At 39.2% G+C, this 17,519-nt stretch carries 16 protein-coding genes and 1 pseudogene; 12 read left to right on the top strand and 5 right to left on the bottom strand.

From position 1 onward, the window contains the following. The first annotated feature begins 268 nt into the window (after window positions 1–268). From ABJV04_RS18070 to ABJV04_RS18060, 3 genes are all read left to right on the top strand, one after another. Window positions 269–2,113, top strand: a complete 1,845-nt coding sequence (locus tag ABJV04_RS18070) for a hypothetical protein (RefSeq protein ID WP_348493004.1) — start codon at window positions 269–271, stop codon at window positions 2,111–2,113. A 284-nt stretch (window positions 2,114–2,397) separates the two neighbouring features. Next, entirely contained in the window at window positions 2,398–3,198 is an 801-nt protein-coding gene (locus tag ABJV04_RS18065; protein WP_348493003.1) for a DUF2034 domain-containing protein, read from the top strand. Window positions 3,199–3,228: 30 nt separating this feature from the next. Then, window positions 3,229–3,759 (top strand): excalibur calcium-binding domain-containing protein, encoded by a 531-nt coding sequence (locus ABJV04_RS18060; RefSeq protein WP_348493002.1) that lies wholly within the window; start codon window positions 3,229–3,231, stop codon window positions 3,757–3,759. Between the two features lie 68 nt (window positions 3,760–3,827). On the opposite strand, the gene ABJV04_RS18055 is transcribed toward ABJV04_RS18060, so the two are convergent. From ABJV04_RS18055 to ABJV04_RS18040, 4 genes are all read right to left on the bottom strand, one after another. Then, window positions 3,828–4,970: an HNH endonuclease gene (locus ABJV04_RS18055; protein ID WP_348493001.1), complete on the bottom strand. Its 1,143-nt coding sequence runs from the start codon at window positions 4,968–4,970 to the stop codon at window positions 3,828–3,830. Next, the gene (locus ABJV04_RS18050) at window positions 4,960–5,577 is read right to left on the bottom strand and encodes a class I SAM-dependent methyltransferase (protein ID WP_348493000.1); all 618 of its coding nucleotides are present in this window, start codon (window positions 5,575–5,577) and stop codon (window positions 4,960–4,962) included. The genes ABJV04_RS18055 and ABJV04_RS18050 overlap by 11 nt, the downstream gene beginning before the upstream one ends. 256 nt (window positions 5,578–5,833) lie before the next feature. Next, on the bottom strand, window positions 5,834–6,079 hold the full coding sequence (locus ABJV04_RS18045) for a hypothetical protein (protein WP_348492999.1): 246 nt from the start codon (window positions 6,077–6,079) through the stop codon (window positions 5,834–5,836). A 43-nt stretch (window positions 6,080–6,122) separates the two neighbouring features. Next, window positions 6,123–6,332: a hypothetical protein gene (locus ABJV04_RS18040; protein ID WP_348492998.1), complete on the bottom strand. Its 210-nt coding sequence runs from the start codon at window positions 6,330–6,332 to the stop codon at window positions 6,123–6,125. Between the two features lie 300 nt (window positions 6,333–6,632). Between ABJV04_RS18040 and ABJV04_RS18035 the strand changes: the two genes are divergently transcribed. From ABJV04_RS18035 to ABJV04_RS18000, 8 genes are all read left to right on the top strand, one after another. Then, window positions 6,633–7,277, top strand: coding sequence for a peptidylprolyl isomerase (locus tag ABJV04_RS18035; RefSeq protein WP_348492997.1), 645 nt, complete (start codon window positions 6,633–6,635; stop codon window positions 7,275–7,277). A 449-nt stretch (window positions 7,278–7,726) separates the two neighbouring features. After that, window positions 7,727–9,949, top strand: coding sequence for a TonB-dependent receptor (locus ABJV04_RS18030; RefSeq protein ID WP_348493055.1), 2,223 nt, complete (start codon window positions 7,727–7,729; stop codon window positions 9,947–9,949). A 121-nt stretch (window positions 9,950–10,070) separates the two neighbouring features. Then, window positions 10,071–10,586, top strand: a complete 516-nt coding sequence (locus ABJV04_RS18025; RefSeq protein WP_348492996.1) for a nuclear transport factor 2 family protein — start codon at window positions 10,071–10,073, stop codon at window positions 10,584–10,586. Between the two features lie 171 nt (window positions 10,587–10,757). Then, complete coding sequence (locus tag ABJV04_RS18020; protein WP_348492995.1) at window positions 10,758–11,177, top strand: DUF3293 domain-containing protein; 420 nt, start codon at window positions 10,758–10,760, stop codon at window positions 11,175–11,177. A 228-nt stretch (window positions 11,178–11,405) separates the two neighbouring features. Then, window positions 11,406–13,541 (top strand): TonB-dependent siderophore receptor, encoded by a 2,136-nt coding sequence (locus ABJV04_RS18015; RefSeq protein ID WP_348492994.1) that lies wholly within the window; start codon window positions 11,406–11,408, stop codon window positions 13,539–13,541. Between the two features lie 99 nt (window positions 13,542–13,640). Next, the gene (locus ABJV04_RS18010) at window positions 13,641–13,925 is read left to right on the top strand and encodes a hypothetical protein (protein WP_348492993.1); all 285 of its coding nucleotides are present in this window, start codon (window positions 13,641–13,643) and stop codon (window positions 13,923–13,925) included. Window positions 13,926–13,930: 5 nt separating this feature from the next. After that, on the top strand, window positions 13,931–15,559 hold the full coding sequence (locus ABJV04_RS18005; RefSeq protein ID WP_348492992.1) for a PepSY-associated TM helix domain-containing protein: 1,629 nt from the start codon (window positions 13,931–13,933) through the stop codon (window positions 15,557–15,559). After that, window positions 15,556–15,843 (top strand): hypothetical protein, encoded by a 288-nt coding sequence (locus ABJV04_RS18000; protein WP_348492991.1) that lies wholly within the window; start codon window positions 15,556–15,558, stop codon window positions 15,841–15,843. Before ABJV04_RS18005 ends, ABJV04_RS18000 begins: the two co-directional genes overlap by 4 nt. A 106-nt stretch (window positions 15,844–15,949) precedes the next feature. Here the strand turns inward: ABJV04_RS18000 and ABJV04_RS17995 are convergent, their stop codons facing one another. Next, a complete protein-coding gene (locus ABJV04_RS17995; protein ID WP_348492990.1) occupies window positions 15,950–16,660 on the bottom strand; it encodes a sulfotransferase family 2 domain-containing protein in 711 nt (236 codons plus the stop codon). A 688-nt stretch (window positions 16,661–17,348) separates the two neighbouring features. On the opposite strand from ABJV04_RS17995, the pseudogene ABJV04_RS17990 reads away from it, so the two are divergent. Continuing rightward, window positions 17,349–17,519: pseudogene (locus ABJV04_RS17990) on the top strand (transposase); the annotation flags it as partial.

Below are 17,519 nucleotides of genomic sequence, written 5' to 3'. Positions count from 1 at the left end.
CTACACAATAAAGACATAATCTTCCAGTGATTAAGTAACCCAATGATGAAATTACAAAAGTAAGTATACCGCTATCTTCGAAAGACAGTTTCTACTCGTAAAATATAGAGGCGTATTAGCAAGTCTAAAAAAGCCATCGATATCCGCATAAATATTTTTAACTGTTAACTTTAACTGAAATTAGAATATAACTTGTTGAATCATTACTGTGCAGCATTTATAGTCATTGCTAACGTCATGAAATATCTAGATTTATAAGGAACCGTCAATGAAACTTAATCAAGTTTTATCAATAGTTAATCAAGTAGAAAAATCAAAATTCATAACTAGTCTAGACAAACTTTGTCAAGACGCAGCCAAAAGCAATAAGAAACTCGCTAAGACAATTGAAAACATTGACGGTCAAATTAAAAATGCATCAGGAAGTGAAATTACACAACTATACTTTGCAGTTAGAGATTTTTATAAGGTAGCCATCAAAGAACAAATTTTGATGAATTCTGCGCAAATTAATTTACTCGTTAATATACTAAGCCGAGACGGAAACTGTGTCGCACGAATTAGTTGGATCGAAAATCTTTATAAAAACGAATGGTCAATTTTGCAGTCATTAGCTAAAGAACTGCAAGCAGAAATCCAAACTAACTCCAGTGAATCCATCAATACTAGGGCAAAAGTTTTATCGGTTTACCATGCTTGTATGAAAGAAGCATACACAAACGATAATAGATCGAATAGAGACGCAAAAGTAACAGATGATGAAAGAGGTATATTGAATGTCTTAGGTACCCAACTTGGATTAGCAACTGATGAATGTGCTGCGATAGAACATCTTGTGGACAATATACCGAAAGATGGTGTTTTAGATGCTCTAAATATTCTGAGAGATATGGGTGTTTTATTTATTAGCAAGAAGCGACAAGAGGTATTTGTACCAGATGAAATTGTAGAGTTATTAAACGAAATTCAAGGTAAAGACATGCCGGATAAACATAGATTGAGGTTGATGAGAACGTTCTCCGACGCCGAATTATCCAATGTATTAAGAGCACATGGACGAAAAAGCAGAGGAATAGATCGAACTGAAAAGATATATACAATAATCCATTCAGGTATAAATGCTTATGATCTTTTATCAACTGATATGCATGCAGTTGAAGATAACCAGAATCAGAGAAAAGAAAGGCTTAAGCAATTGATTGCGGATCTCGATGTTGATACAGATAAACTTGGTACGACATTAGATGAACGTATTCAGCTTATAATATCTTCTTTAGCAAATGCTACTGAAAAAGAGTTTGACTCTTTGAGTGCTAGTGGTTTCAAAGAGTTACTAAAAACTTTAGAAGAACATTTCCCAACAATTAATACTGTCATAAAAGCCCAATTTGAATTAGAAGAAAATGAACTTGTAGATACCGAGAAACTGAGATCACTCAGTATAACTCCTTTCGATATTTTGTATTTACTCTCGAATGAAGAGATTAGGAGCGTACGCGACAGTATGGGGCTACCTAAACGCGGAAATCCCCGCTTTGCTATTCTCGAATGCTTCGCCAATGCAACAGATAAACTTATAGATAATTATGATTTATTAGCGCTACGCGATGTAAATAAACTTCGTGAACTAGGTTCAGAGGTAGCAGAAGCGGATATAGGTGTAAAGTTTGAGGAAGTAACTAAAGCCATTTTTGAATTACTAGATTTGAATATTGACGAAGACGTTCGAAAAGAAATCAATACATCTAAAGATAAAGCGGACATAATAATATCTCTAAGTGATGATGATATAATAATTGGAGAGGCTAAAACCTGTAAAAACGGTGACTTCGCTAAATACTCCACAACATCAAGACAAGTTAAAGCGTATGTAAACAGGGCTGAAAATTTAGGTAAAAGAGTGGCCCAAGTATTAATCATAGCTCCAAGTTTCTCAGACGACTTTATTGAGTCAGCTGAAATGGATACCGAAATAAATATTTCATTGCTAGAAGCCAAGGGATTAAAGCTTATTTTGGATGCTTTTAGAGCTAAAAGAACCCCAAAATTTTCAGCCAAACTGCTAACTAAAGGCGGCTTATTAAAAGCTGAATTAATAGCAAAAACTATTTAAAAAGCAATTATTACTTACATGTTTAAATTATTCATATTTTTGAATAAAAAACAAACAATTGTATCCGAGTGACTGATGATTCACTCGGATACAGCAGTACTAGTAATCCTGTCGATTAGTCGATCTTAAGAATGTGGCCTAAATTACTTTCGGTATATAAAAGTAAATTCATTCGTTACGGATCCAATATTATGAAATTCCGTCATTAGTTATCATATTAGAAACGTAACTTCGCCGCAAAATAATCTATAGTTTAGGCTGTCTATTCAAGCTATGGATTGCATATGAGTCGCAAAGAGCCTTCACTTCTGGTCATTTTTTCTTATCTCCCTTGGTGGGCTAGTGTGACCGCGGGTGTATTAGTTTATGTCTCATTAGCTTATGTATTTCCTGCACTGATTATCGAAAACCCAATTATTTCGATGATGATTATGGCAGGTCAGAATGTAGCGTGGATTTTTGCTTTGATGTTTACTCTCCCCGCAGTATCTTCGATATTTAAACATAAAAAACGACAGCAATTATTACAACACCAACAAGGAATAGACACCCTGCGTGAAATCTCATGGAGTGATTTTGAAGTGCTAGTAGGAGAAGCATTTCGTCGCAAAGGTTTCTCAGTTCAAGAAAATATGAGTGGTGGTGCTGACGGTGGCGTAGATTTAAGAATTTCAAAAGACGGTAAATTACATTTAGTCCAATGCAAACATTGGCGTTCTTCCAAGGTAGGCGTTTCCATCGTACGAGAAATGTTTGGCGTACTAACGGCATCAAAGGCCCAGAGTGTTTACCTAGTGACTTCAGGGGAGTTTACCAATGAGGCGATTAAGTTTGCTAATAACCTTCCCATTACACTTATCAATGGCCACGCCCTACTTGCTTTAATCAATGAAATAAAAACACCAGTTAGCCCAATGCAAGTCAGCCACAACACAATAAAAGAACATATGCATAGCTCTGAAAAGATCTGTCCAAAATGTCAATCTCAACTGGTCAAACGAACTGCCAAAAAAGGCAAATATATGGGCAATGAATTTCTAGGATGCGTAAGTTTTCCGCGCTGTCGTTATACCGAACAGCTCTAACCCCCTTTAAAAACCGAAACAAGGAACGTTATGTACCGAGGTAAACTAACAAATTGGAATGATGATAAAGGCTTTGGCTTTATTAAAGCTGATGGCTTAACAAGAGATACCTTTATCCATATCTCAGAACTAAAGCACATGAGTCGCAAACCAAGAACGGGTGACTACATCAACTTTGAAATAGCTAACACCAACGGCAAAAGTAGAGCAATAAAAGCAAGTATTGAAGGCGTGAGCGCTATTCCAAAACCAATTTTCAAACGAAACAATAAAAAACAATTCAAGTTGCGGTTTTCTTACATTTTGATCCTGATAAGTTTTGGAATACTTGCCATTAAACACTTTCAAGAACCCGATAAAAGCACTTCACAATCCACCGTCATTTCGTGGCCCACCTTTACAGAATCAGAGAGTAAGCAAAACTTTTCATGTGATGGCAGACAGCATTGCAGCCAAATGACATCAAGGGCCGAAGCAGAGTACTTCCTAAGAAATTGTCCCAATACCAAAATGGACGGAGATAGAGATGGAATACCTTGTGAAAATGATTCGAGGTTTTAACGCTATATAGTCGTTAGCGCAGAACCACCAGTTTGTTTCAGATGAGCAAACTGGTTATATACATAGGCTTACTTTTTAAACCGTTCTTCTCGGTGAAACGCCAAGTAATCTTGATGCTCCTTTACCAATAGAACATTCATTTGCTTATCAATGCCTAAAGTTTGATATTCTTCCAGCTGTTCTGAAATCAATATCTTTCCTTTATCACTAAAACTCACATATCCTAAATCAAAAGCCTTATCTAAATTTGCTAACAATAAAAAACCATTGAACTTATCTAACCTCTCTTTATTAGAAGATTCCTTCCAAGGTTTTATATGAGAGGCAACTAATAAAGCACAATTAGGGTATTTTGTCACTGCGCAACCGTTCCATAGTCCAATCAGTTCTTTTCTAAATTGACCTTGCCCTATTCGAGTGTTTACTAAAGTTGATTTTTCCGTGTCGGAGATCTGTTTATCCATGATAATTTCGTCGATATCGTGCTTTAATTCAGCTTGCGTAATGTCAGACAAAAATCCTCTATATGCATTTAGCGCAGCAGAATACATTCCTTTGCCTTTCTTGTCTTTAAGCTGGAACTCTTTGACGTCATGAACTTGACTAACAATCTTCTGATATTCGAAATATGAGCTCACAGACAACAAATTTTTATCACTAATACCAGTGTCATGTGTCCAATTAGATATCGAACCTTTTAACGCACCTAGATAATTCTTTATAGTTTTTTCTGACTTACCAATAGATTTCGCCCATCTTGAAAACTGCTCATCGAGGGTATCCAAATTACTTACTAATGCATTTTTAAGTGTTAATAACGTTTCTGAGCTTTGCAGTAATTGAAACAACTCTTTATCTAAGAATGCATAATCGACATAATTTCGAATCGTTGCTTCACCTACAGACTTTACAGCACGATATCTTTCTTGAGAGTTATTTTTGAATGCAAGAAACCAAAAACCTGAAGACTGCAGATGATTAAAAGGAAGGAAGGGACTATTCACGTCATTCACACTTTTCAGTAGTTCAAAATGCCATGTAAATCTTTGTTTCAATTTTTCATCATAATAAATTCGATTATGTTTAATATGTCCTTGTTCAATCAAATCGATTACAGCAAACATCATGCAAACTTTATGAGGTTTAGCTCGACCTGAAGAACGATCAGGTCGGATACTCTTCATTTTATTGACATAAAAACTAAGACTCATTGGGCAGTTCCTTTTTAGAAAAAACTATCGTTTGCCAATTTAAGTCACTTCGATTGAGCTTATCTTCATCAATCCTGTCCAATCTACAAATCAATCCCAAATTGGCGGCTTCTTTTATTGTCGAACTAACATCGACATTTTCTGAAGTACGCTCATCACTAAAACAGCCGATTCGAATTGTTATAACTACTATCCCATTAGTGTTAATTAAAGAATTAATCCTATGTAAACTTAGCCTCTGCTCTTTTTCTGTTAGATGCATCCAAACGGCACTGACCAATATAACATCATACTTTTCATCAGGGAGTTGACTAAGCATAGGCAAGCTATCAATAATCCAATTGATCTCATTAGTATTGCTATTCTTACTTAATTGACTAAGCTCAATTGCAGGCTCTACTGCACAAACCTTAAAACCTAGCTCTGCTAACGCAGAAGCATCTCGACCACTTCCAGCTCCAATATCTAGTGCTCGTTTACCCGACAAATCATGAAGAAAAGAAGCCCAATGCTTATGGACTTTTTGAAATGAAGTGGACTGGTATTGCTGGAACAACTCTGCAGCATGTGAATTATAAAAATCGATAGTTTTGTTTTGTGAACACATATTTTTCTATTTTTATAACCTTATATACCAACGAATTAGAAAGCTTACTAAATGCTTCAACCAATAAAACAAATGACGATTATTAAACATTACAATAAACTCTTTTCTCGCTATTTGTAAAAGTTTAGTTGTAAATTTTATAGATATACTGGCCTCAAAGTTTGATATCCTCTTTTCATGCTGCGTCTCTACTACTTAAATGCGACAAGCTTTGTGCTGCTGTGTTTTGTGCAAGTAAATTTCTTCACCCTCTACCCTACTTACAATGCATTTCATTACATTGTTTGTTTGGGGCTTTATATCGTTTTAATTTGCATTGCAGTTTTTCAAGTTGATGCAAGTTGTCGGCAAAAACACTTTTGGAGCCTAATTCTTCACTTAACACTATATGGGCTTTCACTAATTTAACTAATTTGGTGAAGTCTGCATCTTTTCCTGCCTTTTCAATAATTGTGTTTTCTCGGCTTATTTCTAACGTTATGTGTAGAAGGTTGGCATCCATAATTATTTCTCATTTTTTATTTTTGTTATCTAGAAAAACGTATTTAAATGCTTGAATAGTCAATACTTGTGAGTCCCCTTTGTGCTCCATTAGAGGTATACGATAGGCGTTTCTTTTTAGTGAAATGAGTGAGTATTGAGTTGTAGTTATTTCTGGAGTGTTTGGTTTTACCCATTTCAACGCATAGGGGCTGCGTCCAAAGGCGGAACAATGTTGAAGAACCAAATAGTGTTGCTTGATGTTGCGTTTTCATACTGCGTCCCTACTACTAAAATGCGACTGGATTCGCCTTTTGTCATCACCAATTTCTATTAAACTGGTGATGCGCTGTTCACACCAACTTTTTGCCGATTCAACAATATAATTGAAGCCTTTATTGTCTAATCTTTTGTATAAGTGCAACGAGGTTTGAAAATCTCCCACCTTTCGATAAAAAATTATGCATAACAGATTCATTGCTCCTCACTTTTTTGCATAATCACCTGCAATTTTTTACCTTATTCTTTGCACAGATTTGTTAAGCTAAGCCAAATTATTAAACTGACTTAAATCAATGACTCACCAAATTAAATCTAATTTTTCGTATTTTTTAACCTTCACCATTTGCGTCTTTTTGTTGGGCGCTTGCGCGACTTCTCAAAAGGCTAAGCTTCCCGTTGCGGTGTTAACCACTGAATACGGTGTCATTCAGATTGAGTTGGATGTAATTAATGCCCCTGTGAGTGCCAATAACTTTATCGCGTATATAAAAAGCGGCGACGTTAAAACTCTGACTTTTTATCGCACCGTTGACCACAATAACGATAATCACCCACTAAAAATTTCGGTTTTACAGGGAGGTATAAATGCGGCCTTAGATGACCCATTCGATGCTCCATTACCGCCTATCCAACATGAATCAACAGCTCAGAGCAATCTCCTTCACAAAAGAGGTGCAGTGTCTTTTGCTCGTGGTGATTTAGGCTCTGCTCAATCGGAGTTTTTTATCTCTACCGAAGATAACCCCCACTTAGATGCGGGCGGATTGCGCCATCCAGACAAACAAGGGTTTGCGGTATTTGGTAGAGTCATTGCGGGCATGGAAGTTGTCGATAAAATCGCTGCACTGCCTGCTAAGAGACATCACGATAATCCCTATGTAAAAGGGCAATTGTTAACTGAGCAAGTTCCAATTCTCAAAATTACCTTAAAAAACTGAAGCGTTGCTCAACAATTGTTATCGAGGCTGTTCTTGGGCGATATGGGAAGTTAGCGACTAAACCTTAGCGCCGGTAGAGTGATTCGACTCCTCTTTTGAAGGCGCTAGGGAAGTATATTTTCCAATTTGGCATTTTTTGAAAAAACTTAGGACATTCATGTACTTGGATAGGTTTGCTTAAGGTCGTTTTACTGATAAACTTTTCAAGTGAATTTTTATCTAATAGTTAATAAACTCAAACAATAAATACTTAGCCGTTAATACAAAAAATTATCCGCTAACTATTGATTTGAGGCATTCAACAAACTCACCATTTACATTAATAGAATAATAATAGAGCTAAAGATAATAATTTCTACGCACATGCATTTCCCAACTATCAATTAAATAACTGTATTAACAAGGGATTCACTAAAGTGACACATCAAAAATCTTCGACACCTTTTTTTATTGCTCCAACATTCAAGAGCAAAACCCTAGTGGCTATCGCCGTAGCTACCTGTTTATCACCCATTAATCTTTACGCCCAATCCAATGCCAGCGGCGCGACTGATGCAGAAGTAGAGCGTGTTGTAGTAACTTCTCGTAAACGTTCAGAAGATATGAATGATGTGCCGATTAGCATTAACGTGGTAACCGACGAGCTAATTGACAACCTTGGAGCGGCAGACTTTACCGATTTGTTAGGCGTTGTTCCAAGCTTAACGTCTTACCAAAATGGCCCAGGCAGAACCCGTTTATCTATCCGTGGTGTTGCCAATGGTGGCGGTAACGACAACGATACCCAAAACCAAGAAACTGTGGGTATCTATATGGATGAGATCCCAATTTCTATGGGTGGAATGAATCCAGAGTTCGCACTGTTTGACTTGAAACGAGTGGAGGTTCTACGCGGCCCACAAGGGACGCTATTTGGAGCGGGGTCAATGACCGGGACAGTACGTCTTGTTTCAAACGAACCGGATCTTAACGAATTTGGTGGCCGCTATGAAGCCACTGCATCATCCATTAGCCACGGTTCACAGAATTACTCAGTGAAAGGCTTGATCAATACGCCGGTAATCGAAAACCAACTGGCCATTCGTGCAAGTGGATATTACATGGACAACGGTGGTTACATCGATAACGAAGTTACCGGTGAAAAAGACATCAATGATGGAATTTCTAAAGGCGCTAAAATCTCCACATTGTATTTCCCAACGGATAATTTACGCGCTGAATTAACCCTACTTCACCATAACTATTCAGACAATGGTTATCCTCAAGACATCGACTCTACACCGTTTTTAACCAGAAACTATACGTCTTTCGATGGATTTGATGATGAAGTAAACATTGCTAACCTAACATTGAAATATGACCTAGAGTGGGCTGAATTAGTCAGTTCTACTTCGTATTTTGACCGCTCCATTATTAACCGTCGTTCGTTAGATTTATTGTTTGAATCAGCACTTCCACCAGAAGTGACTCCCCATGAACTAATCGATTTCACTGACTCTGAAGTGTGGGTACAAGAACTACGCTTAGCCTCTACTACCGATGATAAGTTGCAGTGGACAGTGGGTGCCTATGCAGACAAAAAAGATGTGTTTTATGAAAATACGTTCCCAGTTCCAGGTGCAGATGCAATCTTGGGCGTACCGTCTTCGGCCTTTGGCGCACCAGAAGATCACTTATATTACGGTTTTGACGACCTAACCGTAGAAACCTATGCTCTTTTCGGTGAAGCCTATTACGACATTGGCGACTTCTCTATTACCGCAGGTTTGCGTTACTTCAACTGGAAACAGAATATCGAATTTTACCAGTCTGGTTTGTTTAACGGTGAATCAAATGGTGATGTTCGACCAGAAAGTACTACCGATGGTGTGAATCCAAAACTGAATGTGTCTTACCGTGTAAATGACGAAGTGCTAGTTTACGCCCAAGCTGCAAAAGGTTTCCGTTACGGCGGCATCAACGGCGCGATCCCTGAATCTGTCTGTTCTGAAGAATTGGCCCAGGTTGAACGTGAAGGTGGCGATACTCGTTTCTTCGATCCCGATGAAATTTGGAACTATGAAGCAGGTATAAAAGGCGTTTCTAGCGACGGTAAATTTAGCTATAACACCACTGTATTCCACATTGATTGGAGCGATATGCAAACCAGCCGTTCTTTTGAATGTGGTTTTGGTTTCCGTGAAAATGTGGGTGAAGCTACCAGCCAAGGGATTGAGTTTGAAGTTAGCATGAGACCTGTTGAAGCATTAACGCTATCGGTAGGCGGTGCTTACATCAAGAGTACCTTGGATGCAGATGTACCTAACTTATCTGCGTTAGAAGGTGACTCAGCTCCATTCGTACCTGAAACCACCCTAAATGCGAGTGCTGATTATGAGCGCGCGTTAAGCCAAAACTATATGGGCTTCGCATATTTTAATGTGCAATATACCGGTGATCGTGCAACAGAATTCAACGAAAATGCAGACAACTACCGTAAAATGGACGCTTATACCGTTGCCAATTTACGCTTAGGTGTACGTTTTGACGAGTTTGAAGTGTCGTTGTTTGCAAATAACCTGTTCGACGACGATGGTGTGGTTCGCGCCATTGGCAGACCACCATTTGATCAACCAGCTACTATTCGCGTAACGCCGCGTACGATTGGATTAACTTTCCGCGGTAATTACTAAGGTTAACCTAAGCAAACTAGGGTTATTACGACTGCTTTTAATAAGCAGATTGAAGTAACAAAACGATGGGGCAACCGCACTGACATTAGTGCAGTTGCCTATCAATAACAGGAGAATAGTTATGAAGCAATTTGCTGCCATTATGATGGTGATAGTTTGGTCTATCACCAATGTAAGTTTAGCTAACCCCCAACAATCAACGATGACCAGCGAAACTGAGTCGATTAATACACTGATGGACGGCCTGCATTACGCTGCTAGCCAAGCGGATCTTGAAGGATACCTTGGTTCATACACACAAAACGCCGTGTTCATGGGAACCGATGATTGGGAAAGGTGGGCTCGCCCAACGACTTTGGATGCCTATGTAGCAGAGCGTTTTAAAGGTGGTACAGGTTGGACTTACAAGTCAGTTGAACGTCATATAAACTTTGCTGAAGGCGGCAATATAGCCTGGTTAGATGAGATAATTGTCTCACCTAAATGGGGCCGCTTCAGAGGAACAGGTGTGGTAACTAAACAAGGTGACACTTGGAAAATAGCCCACTATTCAATGTCTGTTTTAGTGGCCAATGAAGCATTTGTTGAGATTTCAGAAATCAACAAAAAAGCATTTGCGGTTAGAAAGAACAAATAAATAAAGGGGCATCACTACCTGATGCCCTTCTTCCCTCTGCCACCGAAAGCCGTCCAGCAGTCTCGAAATCAAAAGGAACTAATCTTATGTTTTTATTGATTTTTAACCCTAGGCGTTTAGGCTATCAAATCTTCGTGATGTAAACCAAAGCAACCGCAGAAAGCACTAGGCATGAACATTAGCAGTGATTTAATACGCGCATATAAGAATACCGAGTACGTTGTTTTTGCTGATCCTCAATTTATCATCTTGGTAGATAAATACTCTCACGACCTACAAGCACTTATGTATCAATACGAGTGTAAACAGGCTGCGTTTATCACCGCGTACAATCCTCACAGTCAGCTAGTCGCTGATTCTCAGAACCTTAAGGCACAAACCCAACTTATAAACGAATTGCACAATTTAGGTTATAAAGTGTTGAGTGGACAAGGGAGAGATCCACAAGGTTTGTGGCCTGCAGAAGATAGTGTGCTGGTATTCAATATTGATAAAAGCAGGGCGATAAAGTTTGCCAAGAAGTATGCGCAAAACGCAATAATCTGGATACAAAACGATGGGATCCCGCAATTGTTATTGCTGAATAACTAAAACCTTTTCCCTCTTATTTTTTAACCTCCCGATCCGTCAATTTCTCCAATTCATTCGGTCTTTAATTCACTTTTACCCGTCACTTTTTGCCATTAGAGAATAATTCTAACCGAACAATGAAGATACCCTCTCAAAACACACAAATAACAATGGTTATCATTTGCAATACGATTAGTGTTAACTATAATAGCTCCGCTTTATCACACACACATCATTACAGAGAGCACTATGAATAAAAGGCACACTTTTGCATTATCACCGTTAATGCTGGCGTTAGGCATGCATGCGCAAGCAGCAGAATCAAACAACGAGAATTCAATTAACACAGCAGAAAATGACATTGAAGTTATTCGTATTGTTGAAAGCCGTATTCAACGAATTAGTTCTGGGGCCACAGGTCTTGGCCTTGATAGTTTTGACACTCCTCAATCTCTGTCAATCATCGAAAAAGACACTATCGATAATTACAACTTGAGCGATATCAACAGCCTGTTTAAAAACGTAACAGGTATTAATATTGATCAAACTGAAACCGACCGAACTTATTTCAACGCCCGTGGTTTTGATATTACAAGCATGCATGTAGATGGTTCAGGCATTCCCTTTGGTGATATTTTTGTTGGAGATGTCGATACTGCTATTTACGAAAAAATTGAGTTTATTCGCGGTTCAAATGGACTAATTACTGGCTTAGGGAACCCTTCAGGGACAATAAACTATGTTAGAAAACGTCCTAGTAACGATCCACAAGCAAGTGTCGCCGTTACCCTAGGAAGATGGTCAAATATGCGCGCTGTAGTGGATGTGTCAACACCATTGACCGACTCAGGTAGTTGGGCTGCGCGAGCCGTAGTTGTTCATCAAGATAAAGAAAGCTGGCTAGATCGTTACGAAAATAACCGTACAGTCATTTACGGTGTTGTTGATGGCCAAATTAACGACGATGTTACCCTTACTTTTGGTTACACCTACCAAGATAACAACAGTGATGGCGTGACTTGGGGTGCGGTGCCAATGATTTATTCAGATGGGACACAAACGGACTTTTCTGTTTCTGATTCCACCAGCATGAACTGGACGTATTGGGATACTTTGAATGAAACCGCCTTTGCTGAATTGAGTTGGTACATCAACGATGACCTGAACTTTACGAGTAAATTGAATTACACCAACTACGAAGATAACTCCGAACTTTTTTATTCTTATTCCAACACTGGACTAGATCACGATACAGGGTTAGGCATGTTGGGCAACCCTGGTAAATTTTATGCTGAAGACGAAATCTTAATTTGGGATAACACCCTGCAAGGAACCTTTCAAGCCTGGGGCTTAGAACATGCCTTTAATTTAGGCATAAGTTTGGCAGACTCAGAAACTCTCGATTTAGATTCCGGCGCACTAAGCGGTTTCGATGTTATGCCTGCCCTACCCGGCTGGACGGGAACCGAAGTGGCAAGACCTGACTGGGCAGAACCCTATCAGGCAGGCTATACAGATGTCACTCTAAATCGCTATTATGGCTCAGTCCAACTCGCTATAACTGAAAATTTTGACTTTGTACTAGGGGCAAGTTTCGTCGATTACGAAAACGAAGGGGAATCATGGGGCGCATCCACGTCCACAACAGAAGATGGCTCTAGTCCCTATATTGGCTTTACGTGGGAGGCGATGGATGGTCTTAATATTTACGGAAGTTACAGTGACATCTATCAACCGCAATATTACCTAAACGAAGATCTTGAAACCCTAGGTTCGGCCGAAGGTCGTGGTTATGAAATGGGTATTAAAAAACAATTCGATAATAACCTATTGATCAGTTTCGCGGTGTTTCGAACCGAACAAGAAAATCTTTATGAATTCATCGAATATGGCGATGGAGATGGCGTAGACGATGATGACTATTCAGACGACTTCGACTATTCACTTTATCGTGGTGTAACGGTTGAATCCAACGGTTTCGAGTTAGAAGTATCAGGTAAAGTTTCAGATGAGTGGACCATTCAAGGCGGGTTTACTGCGTTGAGTATGGATGATGAAGATGGCAATGAAGCCCGCACATTTATTCCTCGAAGAACATTAAAAATACTTGCCGACTATGCGCCTAAATGGGAAGAGAAGCTCAGTGCTGGCGTGTCAGTGCGTTGGCAAAGTGACATGTATTATACAACAGGTTTCGGACGTATCACTCAGGGCAGTTACGGACTTATTGGTGGTTATGTGCAGTATCAATTTAATCAACAAATATCCCTGAGCCTTAACTTGGACAATATTACAGATGAAAAATATCTCAGCTCTGTACGTACTGACCAAGCATTTTATGGCTCCCCAACCGACTACAGCATGACGTTGCGCTGGCAGTTTTAGTCGCGCAGCAAGGCTGAAGCTTATTAGATTAATAAGCTTCTCTTGCCTTACTAACAATGATTACACGTAGTTGATGTATTAAAAAAATGGGAACCTGACATGAATACAACACCGATATTATTTTTAAAAAACAAACGATTTTGGCTCAGTGGTCCTGCTACTTTAGCGGTCTCTTTGCTATTTATGTTGGCTATGGCGGCATGGTTTCCGCCGGGAATCGGTAACGTAAATAACATAATGATGCCTTTGTACATGTTCCCATTAATCTGGGCTATTTTGTTCTTTTACACTTATCTGACAGCAGATTTACAAAAAGCCCAATGGATACTTGGCGCATTGTTTATTGCCAACACTGCCATTCTTGCGTTTCAATTTTTAGGTTAACCCTTATGACTGACAACTCCCCTTCACTTCGTTCGAAAGCCAAAGCCCTGCTCAGTCTACACTCATGGTCTGGCATTATATTGGGCATGCTGCTTTATGCGGTTATATTTACTGGTACAGTTGCGGTGGTTGCCGATGAAATTGGCGAGTGGTCAAACAGTAATTATCATAAAGATCTGTTAGTTGCCTCTGATGTCTATGCAACGGTTTCTCGTTTAGCAGACCAAACCCCAGTAGAGTATTTGGATGAAATTTCTGTTTATGAAAACGATAGGCAACAATTGGTGTACTTTTTCCACACCCACAAGCAAAATCCATCGGGTGATATGGACGAGTATGGCGTTCAATATTTAGTTAATTCTCAGGGACAAACCATCTCAAAGGAAACCGGTTTTGGCAGCGAGATATTCGCTCAAGATGATACCTATGCCTTAAGTCGATTTTTAGTTTCCATTCATACTGAATTGCATATTCCCTCCCCTTGGGGTTTGATTCTCACGGGAATCTTAGGTTTAGCCATGTTAATTGCCTCTGTATCCGGCTTTATGATACATCGTCATTTGTTTACCGATATGTTCTCCATTCGCAAGCAACGTGACGGCCAGCCCCTCAAACGGGACTCCCACACTGTAGCGGGTACATGGAGTATTCCGTTCGCCATTTTATTAGCATTTACCGGTAGCTTTTTTAGTTTTTCCACTGCATTTGGATTACCAGCTATGGGAGTTGTAGCCTTTGGTGGTGATCAAGAAGCACTTATGTATGCTTTGGTGGGTGAACAACAGCATAAAAGCGAAGCACCAATGACTTCTGCTAATTTTACATCTATGGTCAGAGATGCCGCAGCACGACAATCATCAGTACCCTCTTACTTGTCTATCTCTCATATGGGCACAGAGTCGGCCAGTTTATTGGCTTTCTTTATGCCAAATGAAGGCAAGGTTGGATACGAACAATTAGTATACGATGGCACTAATGGTGATTTCATTGAGCACAAACCCTTAGTCGGCACTGTACCCTCAGTATCAAGTGAGATTCTGTCGTTAATTTACCCTATTCACTTTGGCACCTTTGCCGGGCTTATGTCGAAAATTGTGTGGATAAGTTTAGGCGTAGCCGCTTGTTACGTGACTATCACAGGTTTACAACTCTATGCTCATAGAAATGAAAATAAAAACCAAAAAACGGCGAACGCTTGGCGCTGGTTTAGCCGAATGTGCGTGTGGGGTTTTTATGGCCTTCCCTTGTGTTCTCTAGCCAGTGCCTTTGGCTTTTTTGTTAGTGGCAATATGGGGGCGAGTCAAAGCTTATGGACCCAATACTCATTCGTGATTGCAGCCGCATTGATTAGTTTAGTTAGCTTGGCGATGAAGAACCTCAAACAACTGAAAATTTTACTGCTAACAGGAAATGGGATTTTCTGTTTAATATTACCTGTATTGCGCTTTAGCAGCTCTCACGTAGGTTGGTTAGAGGCATTGAATTACAACATGATGGATATGTTGTTTATCGACTTTGCATTGCTAACCTGCGCTCTTTGGTGCTTTATCGCCCTGCATAAAAAATGTCAGCAGGAAAGCCAAGATAGTAACGTTTGGACACCAACCCTATCTGATGTAGAGGTGAGAAAATGAACCATTTAATTATGACCCTGCCTTTTATCGCGTTCAGCTTACTGGTTATTTTTTTGCTTGCCCTCTCCGACCCAAGGCGCAAGCAACTGTCTAACAAAACCAACAACAAAACGTCCCACAGCTTAACTTTATCGCCTATGCACAGAAAGTTACTAGCGTGGAGTTTAGCTCTGCCATTTATTCCGCTAGTAATCATGAGCAATTATGCCGGCATATTAATGTATGCAGGGGCAGTAACAACAATAGGTTGGGCAATATCAGAACTGCCCTCGTCAGTGGTGTAAATAGCAAAGGGGCAGATTGTATTAAGTTGAGTATAAAATCATTGCGCTAGAAAAAGGTAAACAATCAATCTGAGAGCTCTTGTAAAAAGGGCTCTAAACTGAAAAATTAGAACTCTTCAATTAACTTCATTGTGTTTTGGAAGCCATCATAATCGTAGCCTAACAATTCGAAATCCAATCGAAAATAATTCCAAATTAGACTTTTACTTTCTTCGTCATAGTAATCTTTGTAATGTTTGTTTTTGCGATTTTTGGACGGGTTTCGGTGTTCTATTTCTCCAGAAACAGGCAAGTTTAATTGTTGTTTTATGCTGGCGGTATCTTGTGCAAGATTTTCAAACCGGCCTACATAATCAACAAGTTTTTTATCTCGAGACTCATTCATCAAGAAGTCTATTTGCAGCGGCGGTTTCTTAGCTAAATGCCATTGCAAAAACTCTAAGAAGGTCATATTCGAAACTAATTCATGAGAAATATGTTTTTTTGACTGCATTATATAAAAGTACAAACTAACGATAAGGTCAAACGGGTTTCGTACGAAAGCGAACTTGTAATAACTAGCAAAAGCTTCACTACCAAACTTGGCTTCCACTTCACAAGCTCTTGCATGTTTATGGTAACCGGTAAACTGTTTCATACCGTCGTTACTCCAGCCCATTAGGTTATTAATTTGTCCATAAATACCTCTTGAGAACCAATTTTGGTAAGCCAAGCGATCAAGAATTCGACAGTAAGGAACAAATTCATTAGTAATTGACGTTCCAGCCGTTTTATAGATATGGATAAATATAAACTTATGTGCGTGCGACATTAACATTATTTAACACTACCTCTTACAGTGTTTAGTGCCCCTTTTAAAGAAGCTCTTTTATAACAACAGCGGAGTAGCATCGTCCACTGTACTCACATTCTAAACTGACGACTAATTCTGCCAGTGGTTTTATAAACTGAATGAATAGTGCTTATAGTAACACTGCACCGAACACTAAACGCAAAAGTGAAATTAAAAGCACTGAAATAGCATACCAAAAACGCCCGTTAGATTTAGATAAAAAACGGTTTAACGGTAAACTTTTCCGTTTAAATTAATTTCTAAATTTTAATTTTTGCCACTGTTCATTGTATTGCAGTTGAATTAAAACCCAACCTAAAAATGAACACACTAATTAATTACTGGAATTGTAAGTACTCAGTAAGTGTTTTGAAGCGGAGTCAAAGCCCTCAAACTCAGCAGGATTTGAACTCTCGGGTTTAGTGCAGCATGTTGGCAATGGGGTTTAGGGTCGGCGTGAGGGGGTCGTTATACGTTGCAGCTGATTTTTTCAGTCTAACTAGTAAGCAGACCTACCTTTTCATCGCTTCTAGATATTTATTTTTATCCTTTAACATGGACAGCCACAAACTAGACTAGAGGTTATTAGGACAGCCACAAACTAGACTAGAACTAGACTCTTAGGAAAATAGAATAAACTAAGCTTTAGTATGTTTAATTCAAGGAGTGAATGATGCCACTGGCACGGAAGCGACAAATCAATCTTTCCGATACCCCTTATTATCATTGTGTATCTCGCTGTGTTCGGCGCGCTTATTTGTGTGGAGAAGATAAACTAACAGGGAAAAGCTATGAGCATCGTCGTCAGTGGGTAGAGGACAGGTTGCTATTTTTAACCACCGTA

This window comes from Aliiglaciecola sp., assembly GCF_039982535.1.
Classification (GTDB): Bacteria; Pseudomonadota; Gammaproteobacteria; order Enterobacterales; family Alteromonadaceae; genus Aliiglaciecola.
This window is presented reverse-complemented; position numbering and strand designations above follow the sequence as displayed.

Coding starts and splice junctions, on each gene's coding strand:
- ABJV04_RS18020 (WP_348492995.1), top strand. CDS start 10,758: ATGAACATTAGCAGTGATTTAATACGCGCATATAAGAATACCGAGTAC.
- ABJV04_RS18005 (WP_348492992.1), top strand. CDS start 13,931: ATGACTGACAACTCCCCTTCACTTCGTTCGAAAGCCAAAGCCCTGCTC.
- ABJV04_RS18040 (WP_348492998.1), bottom strand. CDS start 6,332: ATGAAAACGCAACATCAAGCAACACTATTTGGTTCTTCAACATTGTTC.
- ABJV04_RS18045 (WP_348492999.1), bottom strand. CDS start 6,079: ATGGATGCCAACCTTCTACACATAACGTTAGAAATAAGCCGAGAAAAC.
- ABJV04_RS18010 (WP_348492993.1), top strand. CDS start 13,641: ATGAATACAACACCGATATTATTTTTAAAAAACAAACGATTTTGGCTC.
- ABJV04_RS18055 (WP_348493001.1), bottom strand. CDS start 4,970: ATGAGTCTTAGTTTTTATGTCAATAAAATGAAGAGTATCCGACCTGAT.
- ABJV04_RS18035 (WP_348492997.1), top strand. CDS start 6,633: ATGACTCACCAAATTAAATCTAATTTTTCGTATTTTTTAACCTTCACC.
- ABJV04_RS18065 (WP_348493003.1), top strand. CDS start 2,398: ATGAGTCGCAAAGAGCCTTCACTTCTGGTCATTTTTTCTTATCTCCCT.
- ABJV04_RS18000 (WP_348492991.1), top strand. CDS start 15,556: ATGAACCATTTAATTATGACCCTGCCTTTTATCGCGTTCAGCTTACTG.
- ABJV04_RS17995 (WP_348492990.1), bottom strand. CDS start 16,660: ATGTTAATGTCGCACGCACATAAGTTTATATTTATCCATATCTATAAA.
- ABJV04_RS18015 (WP_348492994.1), top strand. CDS start 11,406: ATGAATAAAAGGCACACTTTTGCATTATCACCGTTAATGCTGGCGTTA.
- ABJV04_RS18070 (WP_348493004.1), top strand. CDS start 269: ATGAAACTTAATCAAGTTTTATCAATAGTTAATCAAGTAGAAAAATCA.
- ABJV04_RS18025 (WP_348492996.1), top strand. CDS start 10,071: ATGAAGCAATTTGCTGCCATTATGATGGTGATAGTTTGGTCTATCACC.
- ABJV04_RS18050 (WP_348493000.1), bottom strand. CDS start 5,577: ATGTGTTCACAAAACAAAACTATCGATTTTTATAATTCACATGCTGCA.
- ABJV04_RS18060 (WP_348493002.1), top strand. CDS start 3,229: ATGTACCGAGGTAAACTAACAAATTGGAATGATGATAAAGGCTTTGGC.